The sequence below is a fragment of the Croceimicrobium sp. genome (assembly GCF_965228705.1).
GTDB lineage: Bacteria > Bacteroidota > Bacteroidia > Flavobacteriales > Schleiferiaceae > Croceimicrobium.
This window is the reverse complement of the sequence record NZ_OZ245832.1, coordinates 2,222,463-2,239,567: the sequence shown is the minus strand read 5'-3', so window position 1 is coordinate 2,239,567 and position 17,105 is coordinate 2,222,463. Positions and strand designations below refer to the sequence as shown.

13 protein-coding genes are annotated in these 17,105 nt (G+C 43.0%); 3 read left to right on the top strand and 10 right to left on the bottom strand.

Annotation, left to right across the window (positions count from 1 at the left end):
* Positions 1-76: 76 nt before the first annotated feature.
* Entirely contained in the window at positions 77-1,981 is a 1,905-nt protein-coding gene (locus tag ACO05P_RS10160) for a T9SS type A sorting domain-containing protein (protein ID WP_421750584.1), read from the top strand.
* Positions 1,982-2,135: 154 nt separating this feature from the next.
* Positions 2,136-3,554, top strand: coding sequence for an alpha/beta fold hydrolase (locus ACO05P_RS10155; RefSeq protein ID WP_421750583.1), 1,419 nt, complete (start codon positions 2,136-2,138; stop codon positions 3,552-3,554).
* A 16-nt stretch (positions 3,555-3,570) separates the two neighbouring features.
* Here ACO05P_RS10155 and ACO05P_RS10150 read toward each other — a convergent pair whose 3' ends face one another.
* On the bottom strand, positions 3,571-5,535 hold the full coding sequence (locus ACO05P_RS10150) for an ABC-F family ATP-binding cassette domain-containing protein (RefSeq protein ID WP_421750581.1): 1,965 nt from the start codon (positions 5,533-5,535) through the stop codon (positions 3,571-3,573).
* A gap of 23 nt (positions 5,536-5,558) precedes the next feature.
* On the opposite strand from ACO05P_RS10150, the gene ACO05P_RS10145 reads away from it, so the two are divergent.
* The gene (locus tag ACO05P_RS10145; protein WP_421750580.1) at positions 5,559-5,957 is read left to right on the top strand and encodes a DUF983 domain-containing protein; all 399 of its coding nucleotides are present in this window, start codon (positions 5,559-5,561) and stop codon (positions 5,955-5,957) included.
* On the opposite strand, the gene ACO05P_RS10140 is transcribed toward ACO05P_RS10145, so the two are convergent.
* The 9 genes from ACO05P_RS10140 to topA all read right to left on the bottom strand — a co-directional run bounded on the left by ACO05P_RS10140 (position 5,950) and on the right by topA (position 17,063).
* Positions 5,950-6,954, bottom strand: coding sequence for an NAD(P)/FAD-dependent oxidoreductase (locus ACO05P_RS10140; RefSeq protein WP_421750578.1), 1,005 nt, complete (start codon positions 6,952-6,954; stop codon positions 5,950-5,952). The two genes, ACO05P_RS10145 and ACO05P_RS10140, sit on opposite strands and share 8 nt — an antisense overlap.
* 42 nt (positions 6,955-6,996) lie before the next feature.
* Positions 6,997-7,863, bottom strand: coding sequence for a gliding motility protein GldN (gldN, locus tag ACO05P_RS10135; protein WP_421750577.1), 867 nt, complete (start codon positions 7,861-7,863; stop codon positions 6,997-6,999).
* On the bottom strand, positions 7,851-8,684 hold the full coding sequence (gldN, locus tag ACO05P_RS10130) for a gliding motility protein GldN (protein WP_421750576.1): 834 nt from the start codon (positions 8,682-8,684) through the stop codon (positions 7,851-7,853). The genes gldN (ACO05P_RS10135) and gldN (ACO05P_RS10130) overlap by 13 nt, the downstream gene beginning before the upstream one ends.
* Before the next feature lie 12 nt (positions 8,685-8,696).
* Positions 8,697-10,265 carry a gliding motility protein GldM gene (gene gldM / locus ACO05P_RS10125; RefSeq protein ID WP_421750575.1) on the bottom strand — a complete coding sequence of 523 codons (1,569 nt, stop codon included), beginning with the start codon at positions 10,263-10,265 and terminating at the stop codon, positions 8,697-8,699.
* A gap of 38 nt (positions 10,266-10,303) precedes the next feature.
* Positions 10,304-10,978: a gliding motility protein GldL gene (gene gldL, locus ACO05P_RS10120; RefSeq protein ID WP_421750573.1), complete on the bottom strand. Its 675-nt coding sequence runs from the start codon at positions 10,976-10,978 to the stop codon at positions 10,304-10,306.
* Positions 10,979-11,012: 34 nt separating this feature from the next.
* Positions 11,013-12,431: an SUMF1/EgtB/PvdO family nonheme iron enzyme gene (locus tag ACO05P_RS10115; RefSeq protein WP_421750572.1), complete on the bottom strand. Its 1,419-nt coding sequence runs from the start codon at positions 12,429-12,431 to the stop codon at positions 11,013-11,015.
* A 57-nt stretch (positions 12,432-12,488) separates the two neighbouring features.
* Positions 12,489-13,436: a type IX secretion system membrane protein PorP/SprF gene (locus ACO05P_RS10110; protein WP_421750571.1), complete on the bottom strand. Its 948-nt coding sequence runs from the start codon at positions 13,434-13,436 to the stop codon at positions 12,489-12,491.
* A gap of 124 nt (positions 13,437-13,560) precedes the next feature.
* A complete protein-coding gene (locus ACO05P_RS10105) occupies positions 13,561-14,733 on the bottom strand; it encodes a formimidoylglutamase (RefSeq protein ID WP_421750570.1) in 1,173 nt (390 codons plus the stop codon).
* Positions 14,730-17,063, bottom strand: a complete 2,334-nt coding sequence (topA, locus tag ACO05P_RS10100; RefSeq protein WP_421750569.1) for a type I DNA topoisomerase — start codon at positions 17,061-17,063, stop codon at positions 14,730-14,732. Before topA ends, ACO05P_RS10105 begins: the two co-directional genes overlap by 4 nt.
* Positions 17,064-17,105: the final 42 nt, after the last annotated feature.

Genomic DNA, 17,105 nt, shown 5'->3' with positions numbered 1-17,105 from the left:
AAGCTTTAATCGGCATGGAACCTTTCAAAGAGCTCAGATTCTAAGATCTGCCTATCTTTAAGGCAAATCTGAGTTTATGCTAGCCTTTAAAAGAATTGCGGTTGTACTAATTACCGCGGCTTTTTCTTTCAATATCAATGCCGCTCATATCCTGGGGGGCGAAATCACCTGGGAATGTGCCAATGATTCGATGTACATATTCACCTTGGTTATCTATCGAGATTGTGCCGGTCCGGTTCTTCCAACTGGATCTCAATTTATACAGGGCCCGGCTGGGACAATAATGTGCAATTTTGTTCCTGCTCTGTCCGGTGATATTACGCCTGGAAATGGCGGACCGGCTTGTCTAAGCTGTGCAGCAGGCGATTATGGAGCCATTGAAATGGGTGTATATCGCAGCAGTCCACTGAGCTTAAGCGGAACGCCTCCTTCTTTTGGTTGGGAGTTTTCCTGGACTAATTGTTGTCGTCCTGCATCGGAAAACTCAAATATTTCCAGTATTTATTTGAGGTCTAAAATGTACCCCTATACAGCACCTGGCCAAACAATTCCGAATGATGTAAGTATTTGTTATGATAATGGACCAGCCTTTGGTGAACCAGCAGCAACCATATTTTGCCCGAATACCAGCTATAGCTATTCCTCTAAACCCTTTGATTTGGATTCGGATTCTTTGCATATTTATTGGGCTTTGCCATATACTGGTGCTTCCTCTCCTGGTAATTACACCGCAGGTTACCATTCCAGTGCACCGCTTCCGAACCCTAGTCAGAACGCGGCTAATGTCGGGCCTAATTTAAATTCACAAACTGGAGTATTAAGTGGAGCAAGCCAATCTCCCAGCAGTGGCTGGTATATCATGGGTTTGGGGATAAAAGCCTATCGAGATAGTCAGCTTATTGCTGAAGTTGTAAGAGATGCGCCGGCCTATTTTTTAAGCACTGCGGCATGTAATGCATCGGCTAATAATACGGCGCCTACTTTGCAAGTAGATAGTGTAAATTCATATTCTCCTTTTAGTTTTCAAAATGGGATTTATAAAGTTCAAGTGCCAATTGGCGATAGTGTAGAACTGGATTTATTGGGCTTGGAAACGGATATGAATCCTAATATGAGTTTGCAAGCTTCTTGCTATAATGCAAGTGGTTTGATGCTTAATCCATTGGATTTCACAGATACTAATGGATGTGGAGGTCCAAGCCCCTGTGCCAGGCTCTATTCTATGAACTCAAGCAATAGTTTTTGTTCGACTTTGGGAAATCAGGCCCGCTTTAAATGGAATCCAAACTGCTCCCACGTGATTAGTAATTTGAATGGAAGTGCCAATCAGAAATATACCTTCTACATCAGTTTAACCGATGATGCCTGCCCCTCACCCGGGCAAAGTTCCATTACTATTGAGGTGGAACTTTATGATGACACTTTACAGTCTCCAGTATTGACTTTTGTTGGGGCGGATTCAACTAATACAGTGGATTTGGCTTGGAGCGCGGCACAAATTAATCCTCAAAAGTTCTGGTATTATTTAATCTATGGCAATTTTAATGATGGTAATGGATGGCAAGTCCTGGATACTATTCAACAGATTAGTACCACTACTATTAGCTTGTCCAATCAAGTAATTCCAGGGCAATATCTGGTTCAGGCTTATGGTGGTGCTTGCGGTAAATCGGTTGCTGAAAGTAATATTGTACAAAGCTCAGGATTAGGTTTAAAGCCTATTTCTCTAAATGCTGAAAATTGGAATCTTTTTCCAAATCCAAGCCGTCAGTTCTTTGAGCTTCAGTACGAAGGGGTTTCTGAGCTGGAAAGTGGAGGGAAATTGAAAATCTATGCCACAAATGGAACCGTTTTAATGAGCCGAGATTTAGCTCGGGATCAACCAAGTTGGCGTATTAATCACAGTTTAGTTCCAGGTTCCTATGTATTGGAAATTGAATTCGATCAGGCTATCCTGCGAAAAAGATTAGTGGTTGAATAAATATTAATCGAAATCACTTAGGCGATATTTACTAGCCTAAAACATTGAAGCCCTGACCTATACCTCAGGGCTTTTTTTATCTTATACAATAAGTCTCAATTCTTTAATTAAAGCTTGATAGTCGAAATCCGTAACTTCCCCGCAAATTATTGCTATGCGAAAACTACTATCCCTTGTCTTATTGTTTGCATTGACTTTAGGAGCGGAAGCCCAAAGTTTAATCTCTATAATTCCCTTAGATACTACCTCAAAGTTTACCATCAACTTTGTGGCAAACGGTCGTGCCAAGTATGATGTGGCCAATTACAAAATCCTCTACCAAACTCCGGATGTGGATGGCAATCCCAGCACTGCATCGGGCTTGATGTCTGTGCCCTTGGTGCCTTGCGATAGTATTGGAATTGTACTCTATGATCATGGTACTGTTTTGGAACGCGATGATGTTCCCAGTCGCAATAACTTTGAATCCATTATCGGAAAGGTATTCGCCAGTCGCGGATATGTTTGTGTGATGCCCGACTATTTAGGATTGGGCGATAGCCCTGGCTTACATCCTTATGTTCATGCTGAAACGGAAGCTACTGCTAGCATAGATATGATGCGCGCCGTGCGTGAAGCTTTGGCTGATAGTATTGCCAGCTATAATTTGAACTCTGAAGTGTTTATTACCGGTTATTCTCAAGGTGGTCATGCCGCAATGGCAACGGCTAAATACATTCAGGATAATAATCTGGAAACTGAGTTTAATGTAGTAGGAGCTGCCCCCGCTAGCGGACCGTATAATTTAGCCGGGTCTCAAGCTTCAGTATTCATCAACAATCAACCCTATAGCAATCCTGGTTATGTGGTGTACCTCCTTTTAGGAATGAACCATGCCTATGGGGGAATCTTTTTCTCTAACCCATCGGAAATCCTAAAGGCGCCCTATGATGTAATGATCCCTCCTTATTTAGATGGTACCTATCCCATGGATTCGGTAAATAATAAGCTACCGTCTCGAGTACGGGATTATTTGGAAGACTCAGTAGTACAAGCCTTTGTGGATGATACCGTAAATCAACAACATTGGCTGTGGACGATTTTAAATGATAATTCCAATCACGATTGGCGCCCAAATACAAAACTGCGCATGTACTATTGTACTAATGATGAGCAGGTAAACTATCAAAACGCTTTGGATGCTTATGCTGCCATGACCGCCAAAGGGGCAACAGATGTGCATGCCATTGGGAGAGGAGCTTTTAATCACGGTGGCTGCGTGGCACCATCAATCGAAGCGGCGGTGTTCTTCTTCGATAGTCTGAGTACTTCTTGCAGTAGTATGGTGGGATTGTTGGATGATGATTTTGCTTCTTATGAGATTTACCCTAATCCTGTTCACTCTGAATTAAGCATTGAAGGAATGGGGGAGCAAGCTACTATTCGAATCTATGATCTTAATGGTCGTGTAGTATTGGAACAGAAGGCTAGCTTGCAAACTCGACTAGGCCTCTCAGACTTGAATAAAGGGATTTACCTCCTGGAAATTCAAGAGGGGCAGCGAAGAACGCGCCAAAGAATTATGAAATACTAAATGAAAATGGCGGGGCTCAATTATCGAGCTCCGCTTTTTTTTGTTCTAATTGATGGTAGGCTAGTTGAGCTTTCTCCCAGTCTTTCATCATTTTCTCAAGCTCTTTTTTTCGCGCTTCATATTTTTCATAAAAGTCGACCTCTTTTGAAAGTTCTTTAAACTGTTCAGGGTCGTGTAACTGGGTATCAATACTTTCCAGTTCAGCTTCCAGGGCCTCAATAGAGAGCTCTAAATCTTCGACCTGCTTTTCTGCCTTGCGCAAATCCTTATCCAATTGCTTACGCTCTTTATAAGATAGGCCGGGCTTTTCTTTAGGCTCATTTTGTTTAGCAACTTTATCTGCCTCTTTACTTTTTTCCAGTTGACGGAAATCATCCAGCTTTCGAGCCTCTAAGTATTCATCGATATTGCCAAGGAATTCCTTCACCTGTCCATCTTTAAATTCAAAAATCTTATCAGCCAGACCTTGCAAGAAATGGCGATCGTGAGATACAACCACCAAGGTACCATCGTATTGCAGTAAGGCATTTTTAAGCATATCCTTACTCTTTAAGTCTAAGTGGTTAGTTGGCTCATCCATAATGAGCAAATTATGAGGGAAGAGTAGGAGTTTACATAGTGCCAAACGTCCTTTTTCGCCGCCACTTAAGACCTTTACCTTCTTATCTACATCTTCTCCACTAAAGAGGAAGGCGCCTAAATAGTCCCGGGCTTTTTTACGCAGATCTTCCGGTGCCGCATCTTCAATGGTTTGCAATAGGGTTTTATTGCCATCCAGAGTTTTGGCTTGTTCTTGAGCATAATAACCAAAGGTTACATTATGACCCAATTCCAGGTGCCCTTCATGCTTTAAATTATCAGCAATGATTTTTACTAAGGTTGATTTACCCTGACCATTTTGGCCTACAAAGGCAATCCTTTCACCACGAATCACCTCCAGGTTTACTCCACCAAAGATTTTCTTTTCGCCGTAGTTCTTACCGAGCTTTTCGGCCTTTACGACCACTTTCCCAGATCGAGGAGCGGGAGGGAAGCGGAAATTAATTTTACGACTGTCATCATCGTCAATTTCAATGCGCTCCATTTTGTCCAACTTCTTGATCAGATTTTGAGCAAAAGCCGCTTTGGAAGCTTTGTAACGGAACTTCTCGATGAGTTCTTCGGTATGCTTGATCTCCTTTTCCTGATTCTTTTGTTCTTGCATTTGCAGCTGTCTCCGTTCTTCGCGTAAAGCCACAAAACGAGAATAAGGAACGGGGTAGTCATATACCTTTCCATTCACAATCTCCACGGTACGTTTAGTGATATTGTCGAGGAAAGTCCGGTCGTGAGACACCATAACTATGGCGCCTTCATAATCCTTCAGGAAGTTCTCCAACCAAATAATGGAATTAATATCCAGGTGGTTGGTGGGCTCATCTAAAAGGAGAACATCATGTTTGGCTAAAAGGAGTTTGGCTAGTTCGATTCGCATCCGCCAGCCCCCGCTAAATTCCTGGGTTTGACGGTGGAAGTCTTCGGCTTTAAAGCCTAACCCCTGCAGAATTTTTTCAAGGTCGGCATGATAGGTATAACCACCAATAAGGTTAAAGCGCTCCGTATTAAAATTGAGGTCTTCAATTAATTTGAGGTAACTGTCGCTTTCGTAATCTTCGCGTTCGGCTAATTGGTGATTTATGTCATCAATAGCAGCCTGGAGTTGTTTAATTTCGCCGAGTGAAGTTTCGGCTTCTTCCCAAACAGTCCTTCCATCATAAAGAGGCAGTTCCTGTGGGAGGTAGCCAATTTTGAAGTCTTTGGGTTTAGAGATATTTCCTTTATCTACTGAGGCTTCTCCGGCAATGGTTTTAAGCAGAGTTGATTTACCGGCGCCATTACTTCCTACCAGACCTAGTTTCTCTCCGGGATTCACCAAAAAGGAAATCTCATCGAAGAGCATGCGGTCATTTAATTGTAATATGAGTTTATTGATCCCAAGCATGGGGCAAAAATAGTTTTTAGATTATGTCCATTTTTTCCAAAGGCACTAAGTTGTACAGCATTCTTAATTCGCGCTGTCCACGTTGCCACGAAGGCGAGGTTTTTGAAGTGAAAAACCCCTATAAACTGGGTTCCTTGTTTAAGATGCATGAAACCTGTTCGCATTGTGGCTTGCGTTATGAGGTAGAGCCTTCTTTCTTTTATGGCGCTATGTATGTTAGCTATGGTTATTCGGTGGCTTTGTTTGTAGCTACCTATATAGTCATGAATTTAATTTACGATCCTGGGATCACAGATATTATTATAGCCTTGGCGATAACGCTTATTGCTTTGTCACCGGTGGTATTGCGTTTATCACGCATAACCTGGCTAAATTTATTTGTGAAGTATAATCCTGAAAAGCGCGGACCCAATATCAAATAAATCGTTGGAGATCCCATTCGGGCTTTAATGGAGAGGCTCTAATAAGATAGTCCAGGAAGTGTTGGGCTAAATAGGGCGCCATTAAAACTCCACGAGAACCCATACCGTTAAAGCTGTATTGGCTTTCGCCGATAAGGCCCAATAGTGGCTTACGGTCTTTAATGTTGGGGCGCACTCCGGCATATTGCTCTAAGACCTCGTAAGGACCCTGGTAGAAGGCTTCCAACTTGTTTTTTAAGAAAGTCAAGCCTTTGTTGCTGATCTTCTCATCCAGGTTATCGTGGGCGTAGCTCGCTCCTACTTTAAAAGTTTTATTCCCAAGAGGGAGGGTAAAAACACCTGCATGAAGCATTCGATCTTCCGGGAGCTTATCTGCTCGAATGATCATAACTTCGCCTTTTGTAGGAGCAAAGGCTTCAGAAATCTGCGGGTGACTTTTGCGTAAGAGGTGCCCATTACAAAATAGGGTGGGCTGGGGAAAGTCAGCTTTAGAATTTATAGGCCATTCATCTTCGATTAATAGCCCTTGATCCAGTAAGAATTTCCGCCAGGTATTTAGGAATAGGACAGTGTCCAACCAAAAAACACCTTCGAGTCTTCCTAGTCCGTGTGGAGCAGGCACTGTTGGCAAAGTACTGGGATGAATAGCAGCAAGGTGATTTTTAAGCCGGGGTTTACCGGCATTGACATGCCAGTCATTTACCTCACCAGCACTGTGAAAAACATGATCCAGGGCAATGGGATGATGAAACTTCAATCCTAAATTACTTTCCCATCTTTGATAGAAATCTAAGGCTGCAGGTAAATAGAGCTCAGCATCTGCCACCCATTTCTGTCGTTTTAAAACCACGGGATTACATAGTCCCGCGGCAATCCTTGAAGACTGAGAATGATGTGGTTGATCTATCACCTTAAAGGGGATACCTTCCTCATACATGCGCATGCTTAGAATACTACCGGCCAGACCTTGCCCTACAATGGTGAATTCTTTATTCATAGACTGGGCAAAGATGCTAATTTATCCAAGCTATAGCGATGCTTAGTATTCCCAAAGTTCCGCTTCTAAGTTTCGGACTTTGTTTTTAATTCGATCAGCTTCCAGTAGTTGATCCAAGGTTGAACTGCGTTTGTACTCTTCGATTTGACGATCATAAACATTATCCTCTTTAAATATTTGCGAGTCGAAGAATCGCATATTTAATACCTGGTCATAATTAAGGTGTTGTAATTGGTTCTGCCGTATATAAGCGGGGGCAGCTGCTAAGCTTTCTCTTGCGCTTGGGTACCAGATCCAAAATAGGTTATAGCGATCCAAGGTTTTAGGGTTTTCGACTACTGGTGAAAGGCCCAGTATTCGGTGTCGAAGCTCTCCTCTAGACTTATCAAAATACCAATCGGTACGCAGTTCCCAGAATTTCACATCTTTAGCTGTAATGCGTATTGTATCAATCAATAAGATTTCGCCAGTATCAGGATCTTTTAAGGTATCAATCATTTGAATATAGCGACTGATCTGAGTCTGACTAATCGGGATTTCAAAGTGGTCATCCGCAAAGACTTCTACCCGGGAGTCGAGATTCCAAATGCCGTCTAAAAGAGCATCATAGAGACTTTTACGACAAGGTAAAGGACGAAGAGGATAATAGAGGTATTGGTTCATTTTTTCCCTGAGGTCAATACGCTCCCAATGGCGGGTAGACCACATGAGGTCCGCTTCTCTGATATAGGGTTCCGGAACTACAGAATCGCTAATTAAGATCCCACTGCAATCGGAGGGATCCTTAATTTGTGCCTGCAATGATGGAATGTCCAGGAAATAGGCCCAAAAGAAAATGACAGATACAAAAAAAGCCCGATGATTAACCGGGCTTTTTTGTTTAAATACTATGTCTACTAGTACTCCCAAAGCTCTGCTTCGAGGTTACGTAGATTATTTTTAATGCGTTCGGCTTCGAGCAATTGATCGAGGGTTGAACTACGTTTATACTCTTCTATTTGACGATCGTAAACATTGTCTTCTTTAAAGATTACAGAATCAAAGAAGCGCAAGTGGAAGACCTGATCATAAGTAAGTCTAGAGCTGTTGTTATGACCATTAAATGCTACATGGGTAGCTAAGGCATAACGAGCATCCGGGAACCATACCCAGAAGAGATTGTAGCGATCCAGAGTTTTAGGGTTTTCTACTACAGGAGAAATACCTAAAATCCGGTTTTTCATTTCACCTCTTTGTTTGTCGAAATACCAGTCGGATTTCACTTCCCAGAATTTCACATCTTTAGAAGTAATGCTGATGGTATCCACTAAAAGGATCTCACCGGTATCCGGGTCACGCAAGGTGTCTACCATTTGCACATAACCTCGAACTTGATCTAAGCCTAGAGGAATCTCAAAACGATCGTCTGCAAAAACTTCAATAATAGTTCCTTCAGTAAGGATACCATCAATTACTACATCATACAAAGACTTCCGATCTGGAATAGCTTGCACAGGGTAGTAGAGGTGCAGATTCATTTTTTGTCTCAGATCGATTCGTTCCCAATGACGGGTAGACCACAGCATATCCGACTCTCTTAAATAAGGGTATTCGAATACTTTATTATTGTGGTAATGTTTGGGGTCATCAGGAATGATACCATCGTCTGAAGGACTGATAATTTGAGCCTCTGATGTTTGGGGCATCAAATAGAGTCCAATAAGTCCAAGACAAAAAACTAATCGTTTCATGATAGTGTTTTATTAGTTTAAGTCAACTGAAATACTAGCTACTCTATCAACTTTTACACGTGGGTTCCCCACGGCAATAGCTTTAATGTTACGGATAGTAACAGTTGAGCCAGGTCTTAATCGTTGAATCTTAGTTTTTACGTTAGAAGGCATTTTATTACCTGAAATACGCTCGGGGGGAGAGCCAGGAATTGCCACTTCAAAAGAGGTAACTCTGAGATCAAGGTCGAAAACAAAATCTTCAAAACTGGCTTCAATTGGAGCATTAGCAATTGCACTTGCGGAGAATAAACCTTCTGTACGTTTGTAAATTGTTCCTACGGCAGGAGGTAAACCCTTAATACGGAATTTCTTGGTTCCAGCGGGTCGAGTACTTTCGTTACCATCTTTATCCGTTTCTACTACAGAAACTGAAATGGTGATTTCTTGTTGACCTTTAATGCTTGTAACATCGGCTACATATTCACCAGGTTTAACCTGACGTACTCCAGGACCGTTTACACGAATCTTAGAAGGCTCTACACCGGGAACTCCAATTTCCAATGGATTGTCTACCCCACGATAAAGAACGTTCATCTTAGAAGGAGAAATAACCACACTTTGAGGTGCAACGGTGTAAGATGTTGGTGGGATATTGTAAACCTTCTCACCGTCTGTTTGCTTGATCTTAATCTTTCCACCCCAGGTCTTTTGACCTACGCTGTTAGCGGGAATTTTAACGAATCCACGACCGTTTTCAATACGATCAATGGGAATTTCATTTCCATTCTCATCTTCCAATACGATTTGAGGATCTTGAGTGTCATCGTAGGCAGCTAAGAAAACCTGAGCTTCATAAGAATCCCCTTGAGTAATGTAGCTACTTGGTGCAATTACCATGGCGTTTACCTGGTTGAACTTCACTGTACCGGCATCAATATTCTTGAGCAAGTGAGTTAAAAGTTCTGCTTCAGAGTTTCGAACCCGAGCTTGGATATCAGTTAAGAATGGAAGAATGGCGCCTAAGGGGTATTCTCCAAAAGAAGCCAATTCCCAGCTTACTTCTTTATCACCTTCTTTTTGCTTATCCGTATTAAAGACGGTCTGCAAGTTGTTAGTGATAGAAGGATCATTATCTGCAATTTCGATCATTTTAGCGCGATAAGCTTCAATCTTCTCACGCAGTTCTGTTGCTTTTTGTGGACCTTGTTCGGTAACTAAGAAGTTTAAAGGCTTGGATTTAGCATCCAGCGCTTTAGGAATAGTTTTTTCTTCATCTTCCCATCCACCAGATACACCTACAAGGGTATCTTTTAGTTCACCGATGTAATTGAACAGGTCTGAAGTAGCTTCACGTACTTCATCTGATTTGTTCTTCCATTTTAAAGCTTTGGCAGGGTTTTCGGCTGCAGCCGCAGCAAGAGCACTATAGGCATCTTGGTTTTTAGCACCTACCGTAGTGATAGTCTCCGTCAAACTTTCATCAAGTTTGGTCAGAGCCTTCAAAATGTCTTTGGAAACGTTTAATGCCAGCATCGCCGTTAACACGAGGTACATCATGTTAATCATTTTCTGACGTGCTGATAGTTTTCCTCCAGCCATGAATTAGTTTTTAGAGTTTAGTGACTCGGTGAATTAGCTTAGTTACTACGATTAACGTTCATGGCAGAAAGCATACCTCCGTAAACGTTGTTGAGTTGACTCATGTTGTTTACAAGGCTGCTTACCTCGTTGGTCAAACGATCAGAATCTTGAATAGAGCTGTTCAGTTTTTCCATTAAGGTGTTTTGAGCTTCCATATGGTTAGCAGAGCTCTCTAATTGTACAGCATACAAAGCGTTTAAGGACTCCATATTTTTAGAGGCTAAGCTCAATTGCTCATTGTAAGCACCAGTAGCTGCAGCAGCCTCGCTGGTCTCAGTTAATTTGTTTGCAGCATCTCCAAAGCGACGCAGTCCACTTCCCAAGCTTTCGATCAACTCACCATCAATCTTAGCATCCTCAAGCATGCGATCTAATTCCTGAGTAGCTGTTAAACCACGTTGGTTGTTGTTGCTGTACTGCTCATCTTCGTCAGTCATACCTGCTAATTCAGGATAAACTAAGGTCCAATCCAGTTCTTCACCGGGTTTTTCAAATGCAGAGAAGAAGAAAATTACAGCCTCAGTAGTCAAACCTACTACCAACATGATATCGGCTCCTGGCAAGTGAAGGATTTTAAACATCGCTCCGAGGATTACAACGGAGGCACCCCAGCCATAAAGCTTAGCCATGAAATTTTTAAAACGCTTGCTGTTTACATCAATTAACGCCATTGGAAAAAATTAAATTAAAATAGAAATTAGGGGATTAAAAGTCGGCAAGATCGCGACCCATAAAGCTTTGTACCGTACGGAATCCTACATAGGATTTAGCGGTGTCAGCATATTCATAGTCACGGGTACTTACCTGCATGTAGTAAGCAACGTCTTTCCAACTACCACCGCGAATTACTTTACGCGTAATAGTGGGGTCGTCACTCGGGTTAGCATTGTACTCAAAATTGGGACTAATGTCTGAAACATAGTAGAAGCTTGCAGCGTCAAAGGCCGTATTGGTCCATTCCGCTACGTTTCCTGCCATGTTGTACAGGTCATATTCATTAGGCGCATAAGCAGTAGCTTTCACAGGATAGAAGGCACCATCCGCTACTAGGTTACCACGCAGTGGCTTAAAGTTACCTAAGTAGCAACCGGAGCTGTTCAGGGCATAAGGACCACCCCATGGGTAGGTAGTTAATTCTTTGCGACCACGAGCGGCATATTCCCATTCGGCCTCGGTCGGTAAGCGGAATTCTTGCTCAGTGAAGTAACCAGAATTACGTAAGTAATCATTACGGTATTTGGTTCTCCAATTACAGAATGCACGTGCTTGATACCAGCTTAAGCCCACAACAGGATACTCATCAAAGGCAGGGTGCCAGAAATATTTGTCGTGCATCGGATCATTATAACTGTAGGTGAAGTCATGAATCCAGCATAAAGTATCAGGATAGATGTTGATTACACCACCTTCGAAGAATGAGCTCCGATCAGAAATTTCCTTGTTGTCCTTAATATAGTCGCGGTAAGAAAAACGTTCACCATCTTGATCGGAATCATTATGATCAAACATTACACGGTTCGATTTACGCGCCGCTTTTTGTTTGTTAATCCAGAAGAAGGCATAATTCAATTGTCGGGAATCAATCATGCGACTACCCATGAACTGCTCTTCTGGGGGGAGGTATAAACCTTCGATAATCTCGGTGTATTCCGCCGATGGATAGTTCTCGGTACGCCACTCTAACATAGGCTCCCAGTTGATATGGCGCTGCATACTATCAGGGTAGTTAAGTGAAACGTACTCATCAAAGAAGGTTTGATCTTCTTTGTTGGCGGCTTCAATTAATTCATAACCTTCCACTAATCCATCCTCTCCTAAACGGAAGCGAAGGATTGAGTCGCGCACCCAATGAATGAACTGGCGATACTCATTATTAGTGATTTCGGTTTGGTCCATCCAGAAGGAAGGAACCGAAACAGTTTTAGTTGGAGAGATCAAGCTATAAGGTACATCCTGATCAGAGTTTCCCATATTATAGGAGCCCTGAGGGATATAAACCATTCCGTAAGGTTGCGCCGGATACCAGTTAGGTCGATCCTGAACGCCCACTAATTCGCCGTAGTCATTGCTGCTACAACTGATCAGAAGCACGGAGCTTAAGGCTATGGAAATCAGTTTCTTCATGTCTCTTGACGTTGTTTTCCGTTGATCAACAGTCTGTTGAAAACAGGGGCTGCTATATTACAAAAATCTTGGGTTCTTATGACTTCCCGTTGTGGGAGGCGGAATTACAATCTTAAAGCAGTAACTCGCCATAATTTCGTGGCTTCCACCACCTCTGGTAGAAAGCGCTGATGTCGCAACATCGTATGAGTACCCTAGTTTAAATCCAGGTGTCGCTTGCCAGCCTATCATAACCGCAACCGCGTCCTGTAGCCTGTATGTAACGCCACCCCAAAACTTATTATTATATACCCCCATGGCATTTATGTCAAAGGTGGTAGATCCAGAAGTGAGTTTTAATAACATGCTAGGACGTAATTCCCAGTTACTTGCAGGTACTGCCCAATTGTATCCCCCCATTAAATAGTAATGGCGGGCATTGCGAATGAAAGTGGAAGATAGTCCATTAAAAGAACCTATTTCCGTAGAACTTTCAATAACGCGGGTAGAAGAGATTCCACCCCAAATATTTTGACTTTCGTAGTAAATACCGAAAATTCCGTCTACTTGAAAACCGGTTTCATTCAATCCGTACACACCGGGGTCTAATGCACCATTTACCCCATCAGATGGAATCCAACCACTACTGGCGATTTGATTATTCAGAAAAGATGCTCCCAAGCCAATGCCTAAGGTACCAGTGCTTAATTCTAGCTGGTAACCGTACATCAAACGAGCGGAAATATTATTAAAGAAGCCGATTTGGTCATTCACAATGCTCAAACCAATTCCGCCGTGAAGCTTCTTGAAAGGGGCATTGATATTAATATTCTGAGTAATGGGGGCTCCTTCAAAACCTACCCACTGACTGCGGTGCAAGCCGTTTATGCAAATGGCGCCTCCGGATCCAGCAACCCCGGGATTGTAATAAACGCGATTGAACATGTATTGGCTGAATTGCACATCCTGCTGCGCTAAAGCGAAGAGCGGGAATGCAAGCACCATGATGAGGTAGAATTTCTTCATCAAATCGGGTTAGTATTAATTGTTGACAACACTTTGTTGAAATCCCAAATATAAAGCTTTGAACAAATATGCCTTAAGCCGTAGTTAATTTTTCACGGCTTTTTGTTGATGAATGCTCGATTTATTACAATGCTTTCTGCATTGCACGCCACCAACGGTCCGGAATTTCGTTCTGCATAGCCTCCTGGTAATCTACATAAGAACAGGGGATTAGCTTGTGTCGGTCGGAGCTTAAACCTGCACTTTCACGCACTGGAACTTCGATCCACCAACGACCACTCAAAGGGCTCTTATAAAAGACTAATTCGTACTCACCATCGTTGATAAGTACAGTAAATCGTTGATAATCCTCCTTTCTCGCAAAGGGATAGTCCCCTTTTCGGAGGTTAAATCCTTCTAAAAAATACCAGATCATTTGAGCTACCAGATGGGCAGTTCTACCTTCTTTGTCGGCTAATGCATTGCATTCATAAATCCCAAATGAACTCAATTTGTCACTGATGCCACTGTAGCGTGCCAGGGCACAAGCCTCTTCGCCGCTAAAGCCATTAGGACTGTGAAAGGTGTTTCCGGGTGCATCACTTTGCCTCAAGGCGGATAAATCGAAGCTTACTATATCCGCATCACGCAAAATAGGTTCGCTTTCGCTGATGTCCTGGCGCATATTGCCAAGTCGGTGAATATCAAAATACATGCGCTCCATCAGGTCCACCTCCTCTTGATTTACAAAATAGCTCTGGTAACCAATATTGCTGAAATTGTAGAGGATATAAGGCTTTTGAAGAATGATATGACTCAGAAAAGAGCGATGCGTGAGCTTATCATCCTGTTTCCCTAAATCAAATTGGGAATCGATGGAAACCAGATTTACTGTTTGCTCCAAACGATCGTAAGCACGATAATTGCCGTAAGTCAAATCCTGACTACCGCCGATGATGATCGGGACAATATTGCGCTTGATCAGCTCAAAGCAAACTTCGCGTAAGGCAAACATGGTATCGGCCAACTTTTCGCCTGAATAAATATTACCCAGATCGCAAACCGGAGCATCCCAATTGCCCCAGTAGAGATTGTACAGGTATTTGCGCACTTGATCCGGGCTTTGGGCCGATCCGGCATTATCACTGCCGCGATCTTCCATAACCCCAATCAGAGCTAACTTGTAATTTTCAATTTCCGGAAGGCCTTCGATTTCCTGATGGATCCCAATTCGTTTACCAAATATTTGCTCGTTGGCCTGAGCACAAGACTCTATAATACTCCCGCCCACCGGGCTTAGGAAATCTTCCAGAATCATTTCTTAGTGCTTTTTTTAGCGCGTCCTTTAGCCGGTTTCTTAGCGGCATCGGCGATAATAGCCTCCGCTTCTTCTCGACTTAATTTTGCTGGATCTTCAATGTCCTTCGGTAACTTGTAATTTTTGCGACCGGATTTTAGATAGGGTCCATAACGTCCGTTGAGTACCTCAATCACCGGTTTAGCCTCATCAAATACCTTGATGAATTTGTTTTTATCGGCTTCAATTTTCGCTTCAATCAATTCAATAGCGCGATCCAATTCAATAGTCATCGGATCATCACCTTCCGCCGCTTTAATCGAGGCAAAAACACTCTTATATTTTACATAAGGCCCGAAGCGGCCAATATTGGCACTTACCTTTTCACCTTGATACTCGCCTAATTCACGAGGCAGTTTAAAGAGATCCAAAGCTTCCTTCAGGCTAATGGTGTCGATACTCTGACCTTTCTGTAAACTCGCAAAACGAGGCTTTTCTTCGTCTTCGGCTTCGCCAATTTGAATCATGGGACCATATCGACCGATCCGAGCAATAATGGGTTTTCCGCTTTTGGGATCCTCACCTATTATTCTTTCGCCAGTGGCGCGTTCAGAGTTTTCTTCCACTTCCTTCAAGTGGGGGTGGAAATCTTGATAGAATTCATCCAGCATTGCGGTCCACTCTTCCTGGCCATGCGCAATTTGGTCGAACTTAGCTTCTACCGAGGCCGTGAAGTTGTAGTCCAGAATTTGATCGAAATGCTCAGTAAGGAATCCGTTAACTACAGTGCCAATGTCGGTAGGGATCAATTTGTTTTTATCCGCTCCGGTAGTTTCGCTGAGCTTTTGGTCCTTAACCATTCCGCCCGCTAAACTCATTTGTAGGTAATCGCGTTGAGTGCCGGTTAATTCCGATTTCTCAACATATTGTCTTTTGATAATGGTACTAATGGTTGGCGCATAGGTCGAAGGACGGCCAATGCCTAATTCTTCCAGTTTCTTTACCAAGCTGGCTTCAGTATAGCGAGGTGGGTGCTTGGTGAATCGTTGGGTGGCCACAATGTCTTCATAGCTTAAGCTTTCCCCTTGTTTAGAAGCCGGTAGCATGCCTGATTGCTCTTCTGAGTCTTCATCATCTGTGCCTTCCAGATATACTTTTAAGAAACCTTCGAAGGTGATTACCTCCCCGCGTGCTACGAATTCTAATTTTTCACCCGGAGCATCTATATGGAAAACGGTTCTTTCCAATTGGGCGTCACTCATTTGAGAGGCAATGGCCCGTTTCCAAATGAGATCATAAAGTCGCTTTTGCTGGTCACCGGTTCCGGCGCTGTGGCGGTTAAAATAGGTGGGGCGAATGGCCTCGTGTGCTTCCTGCGCTCCTTTGCTCTTAGTGGCGAAGCGACGGGTTTTAGCATAATCTTTACCGTAATGGTCTTCAATCTCCAATTGTGCGGCGCCCAGGGCATCGTCTGATAAATTGGTCGAGTCGGTACGCATATAAGTAATCAAACCAGCTTCGTAAAGCTTTTGCGCTACCGACATGGTTTGGCTTACTGAGAAATAGAGTTTTCGTGCAGCTTCCTGTTGAAGGGTTGAAGTGGTAAAGGGAGGAGCTGGCGATTTTTTCGCGGGCTTGGTCTCTACCGAATCAATCTTAAAGGAGTGCTTGGCGCAATTATCTAAAAATTCACGCGCCTCTTTTTCAGTGTCGAAACGCTTGTTGAGTTCTGCTTTAAAGCTTTTGCCAGTGGAATTTTGGAACTCAGCTACCACACGGAAATAAGATTTCGCTTCAAAATTGCGAATCTCCATTTCACGCTCTACAATCAGGCGAACTGCTACGGATTGCACCCTTCCGGCGGATAAGCCTGCTTTTACTTTCTTCCATAATACTGGAGAAAGCTCAAATCCTACTAAGCGATCTAAAACCCGGCGTGCTTGCTGAGCATTTACCAAATCGGTATTAATGCGACGCGGATTTTGAATTGCCTTGTCAATCGCTTTTTTAGTGATTTCCGAAAAAGTAATGCGATTGGTGTGGGTTGGACTAAGGCCTAAAGCTTCGTAAAGGTGCCAGGCGATGGCTTCTCCTTCACGGTCCTCATCCGATGCAAGCCACACCATTTCGGCGTCCTTGCTTAATTTTTTTAGCTTTTTTACGACTTCTTTTTTGTCGCTGCTGATGGCGTACTTTGGTTCAAAGTTATTCTCCACATCAACACCCATATCCTTCTGTACCAGGTCGCGTATATGCCCGTAGCTACTTTCCACTTGATACTCTTTCCCGAGAAATTTCTCAATAGTTTTTGCCTTGGCAGGCGACTCGACGATCACTAAATTTTTTGCCATGTACTCCTTTGAATTAGCATGCGAATAAGGCGCAAAATAAAT

What these genes read in the sequence shown, in the direction of transcription:
- ACO05P_RS10160 (WP_421750584.1), top strand. Translation starts at nt 77, where the DNA reads ATGCTAGCCTTTAAAAGAATTGCGGTTGTACTAATTACCGCGGCTTTT.
- ACO05P_RS10155 (WP_421750583.1), top strand. Translation starts at nt 2,136, where the DNA reads ATGCGAAAACTACTATCCCTTGTCTTATTGTTTGCATTGACTTTAGGA.
- ACO05P_RS10150 (WP_421750581.1), bottom strand. Translation starts at nt 5,535, where the DNA reads ATGCTTGGGATCAATAAACTCATATTACAATTAAATGACCGCATGCTC.
- ACO05P_RS10145 (WP_421750580.1), top strand. Translation starts at nt 5,559, where the DNA reads ATGTCCATTTTTTCCAAAGGCACTAAGTTGTACAGCATTCTTAATTCG.
- ACO05P_RS10140 (WP_421750578.1), bottom strand. Translation starts at nt 6,954, where the DNA reads ATGAATAAAGAATTCACCATTGTAGGGCAAGGTCTGGCCGGTAGTATT.
- gldN (WP_421750576.1), bottom strand. Translation starts at nt 8,684, where the DNA reads ATGAAACGATTAGTTTTTTGTCTTGGACTTATTGGACTCTATTTGATG.
- gldM (WP_421750575.1), bottom strand. Translation starts at nt 10,265, where the DNA reads ATGGCTGGAGGAAAACTATCAGCACGTCAGAAAATGATTAACATGATG.
- gldL (WP_421750573.1), bottom strand. Translation starts at nt 10,978, where the DNA reads ATGGCGTTAATTGATGTAAACAGCAAGCGTTTTAAAAATTTCATGGCT.
- ACO05P_RS10115 (WP_421750572.1), bottom strand. Translation starts at nt 12,431, where the DNA reads ATGAAGAAACTGATTTCCATAGCCTTAAGCTCCGTGCTTCTGATCAGT.
- ACO05P_RS10110 (WP_421750571.1), bottom strand. Translation starts at nt 13,436, where the DNA reads ATGAAGAAATTCTACCTCATCATGGTGCTTGCATTCCCGCTCTTCGCT.
- ACO05P_RS10105 (WP_421750570.1), bottom strand. Translation starts at nt 14,733, where the DNA reads ATGATTCTGGAAGATTTCCTAAGCCCGGTGGGCGGGAGTATTATAGAG.
- topA (WP_421750569.1), bottom strand. Translation starts at nt 17,063, where the DNA reads ATGGCAAAAAATTTAGTGATCGTCGAGTCGCCTGCCAAGGCAAAAACT.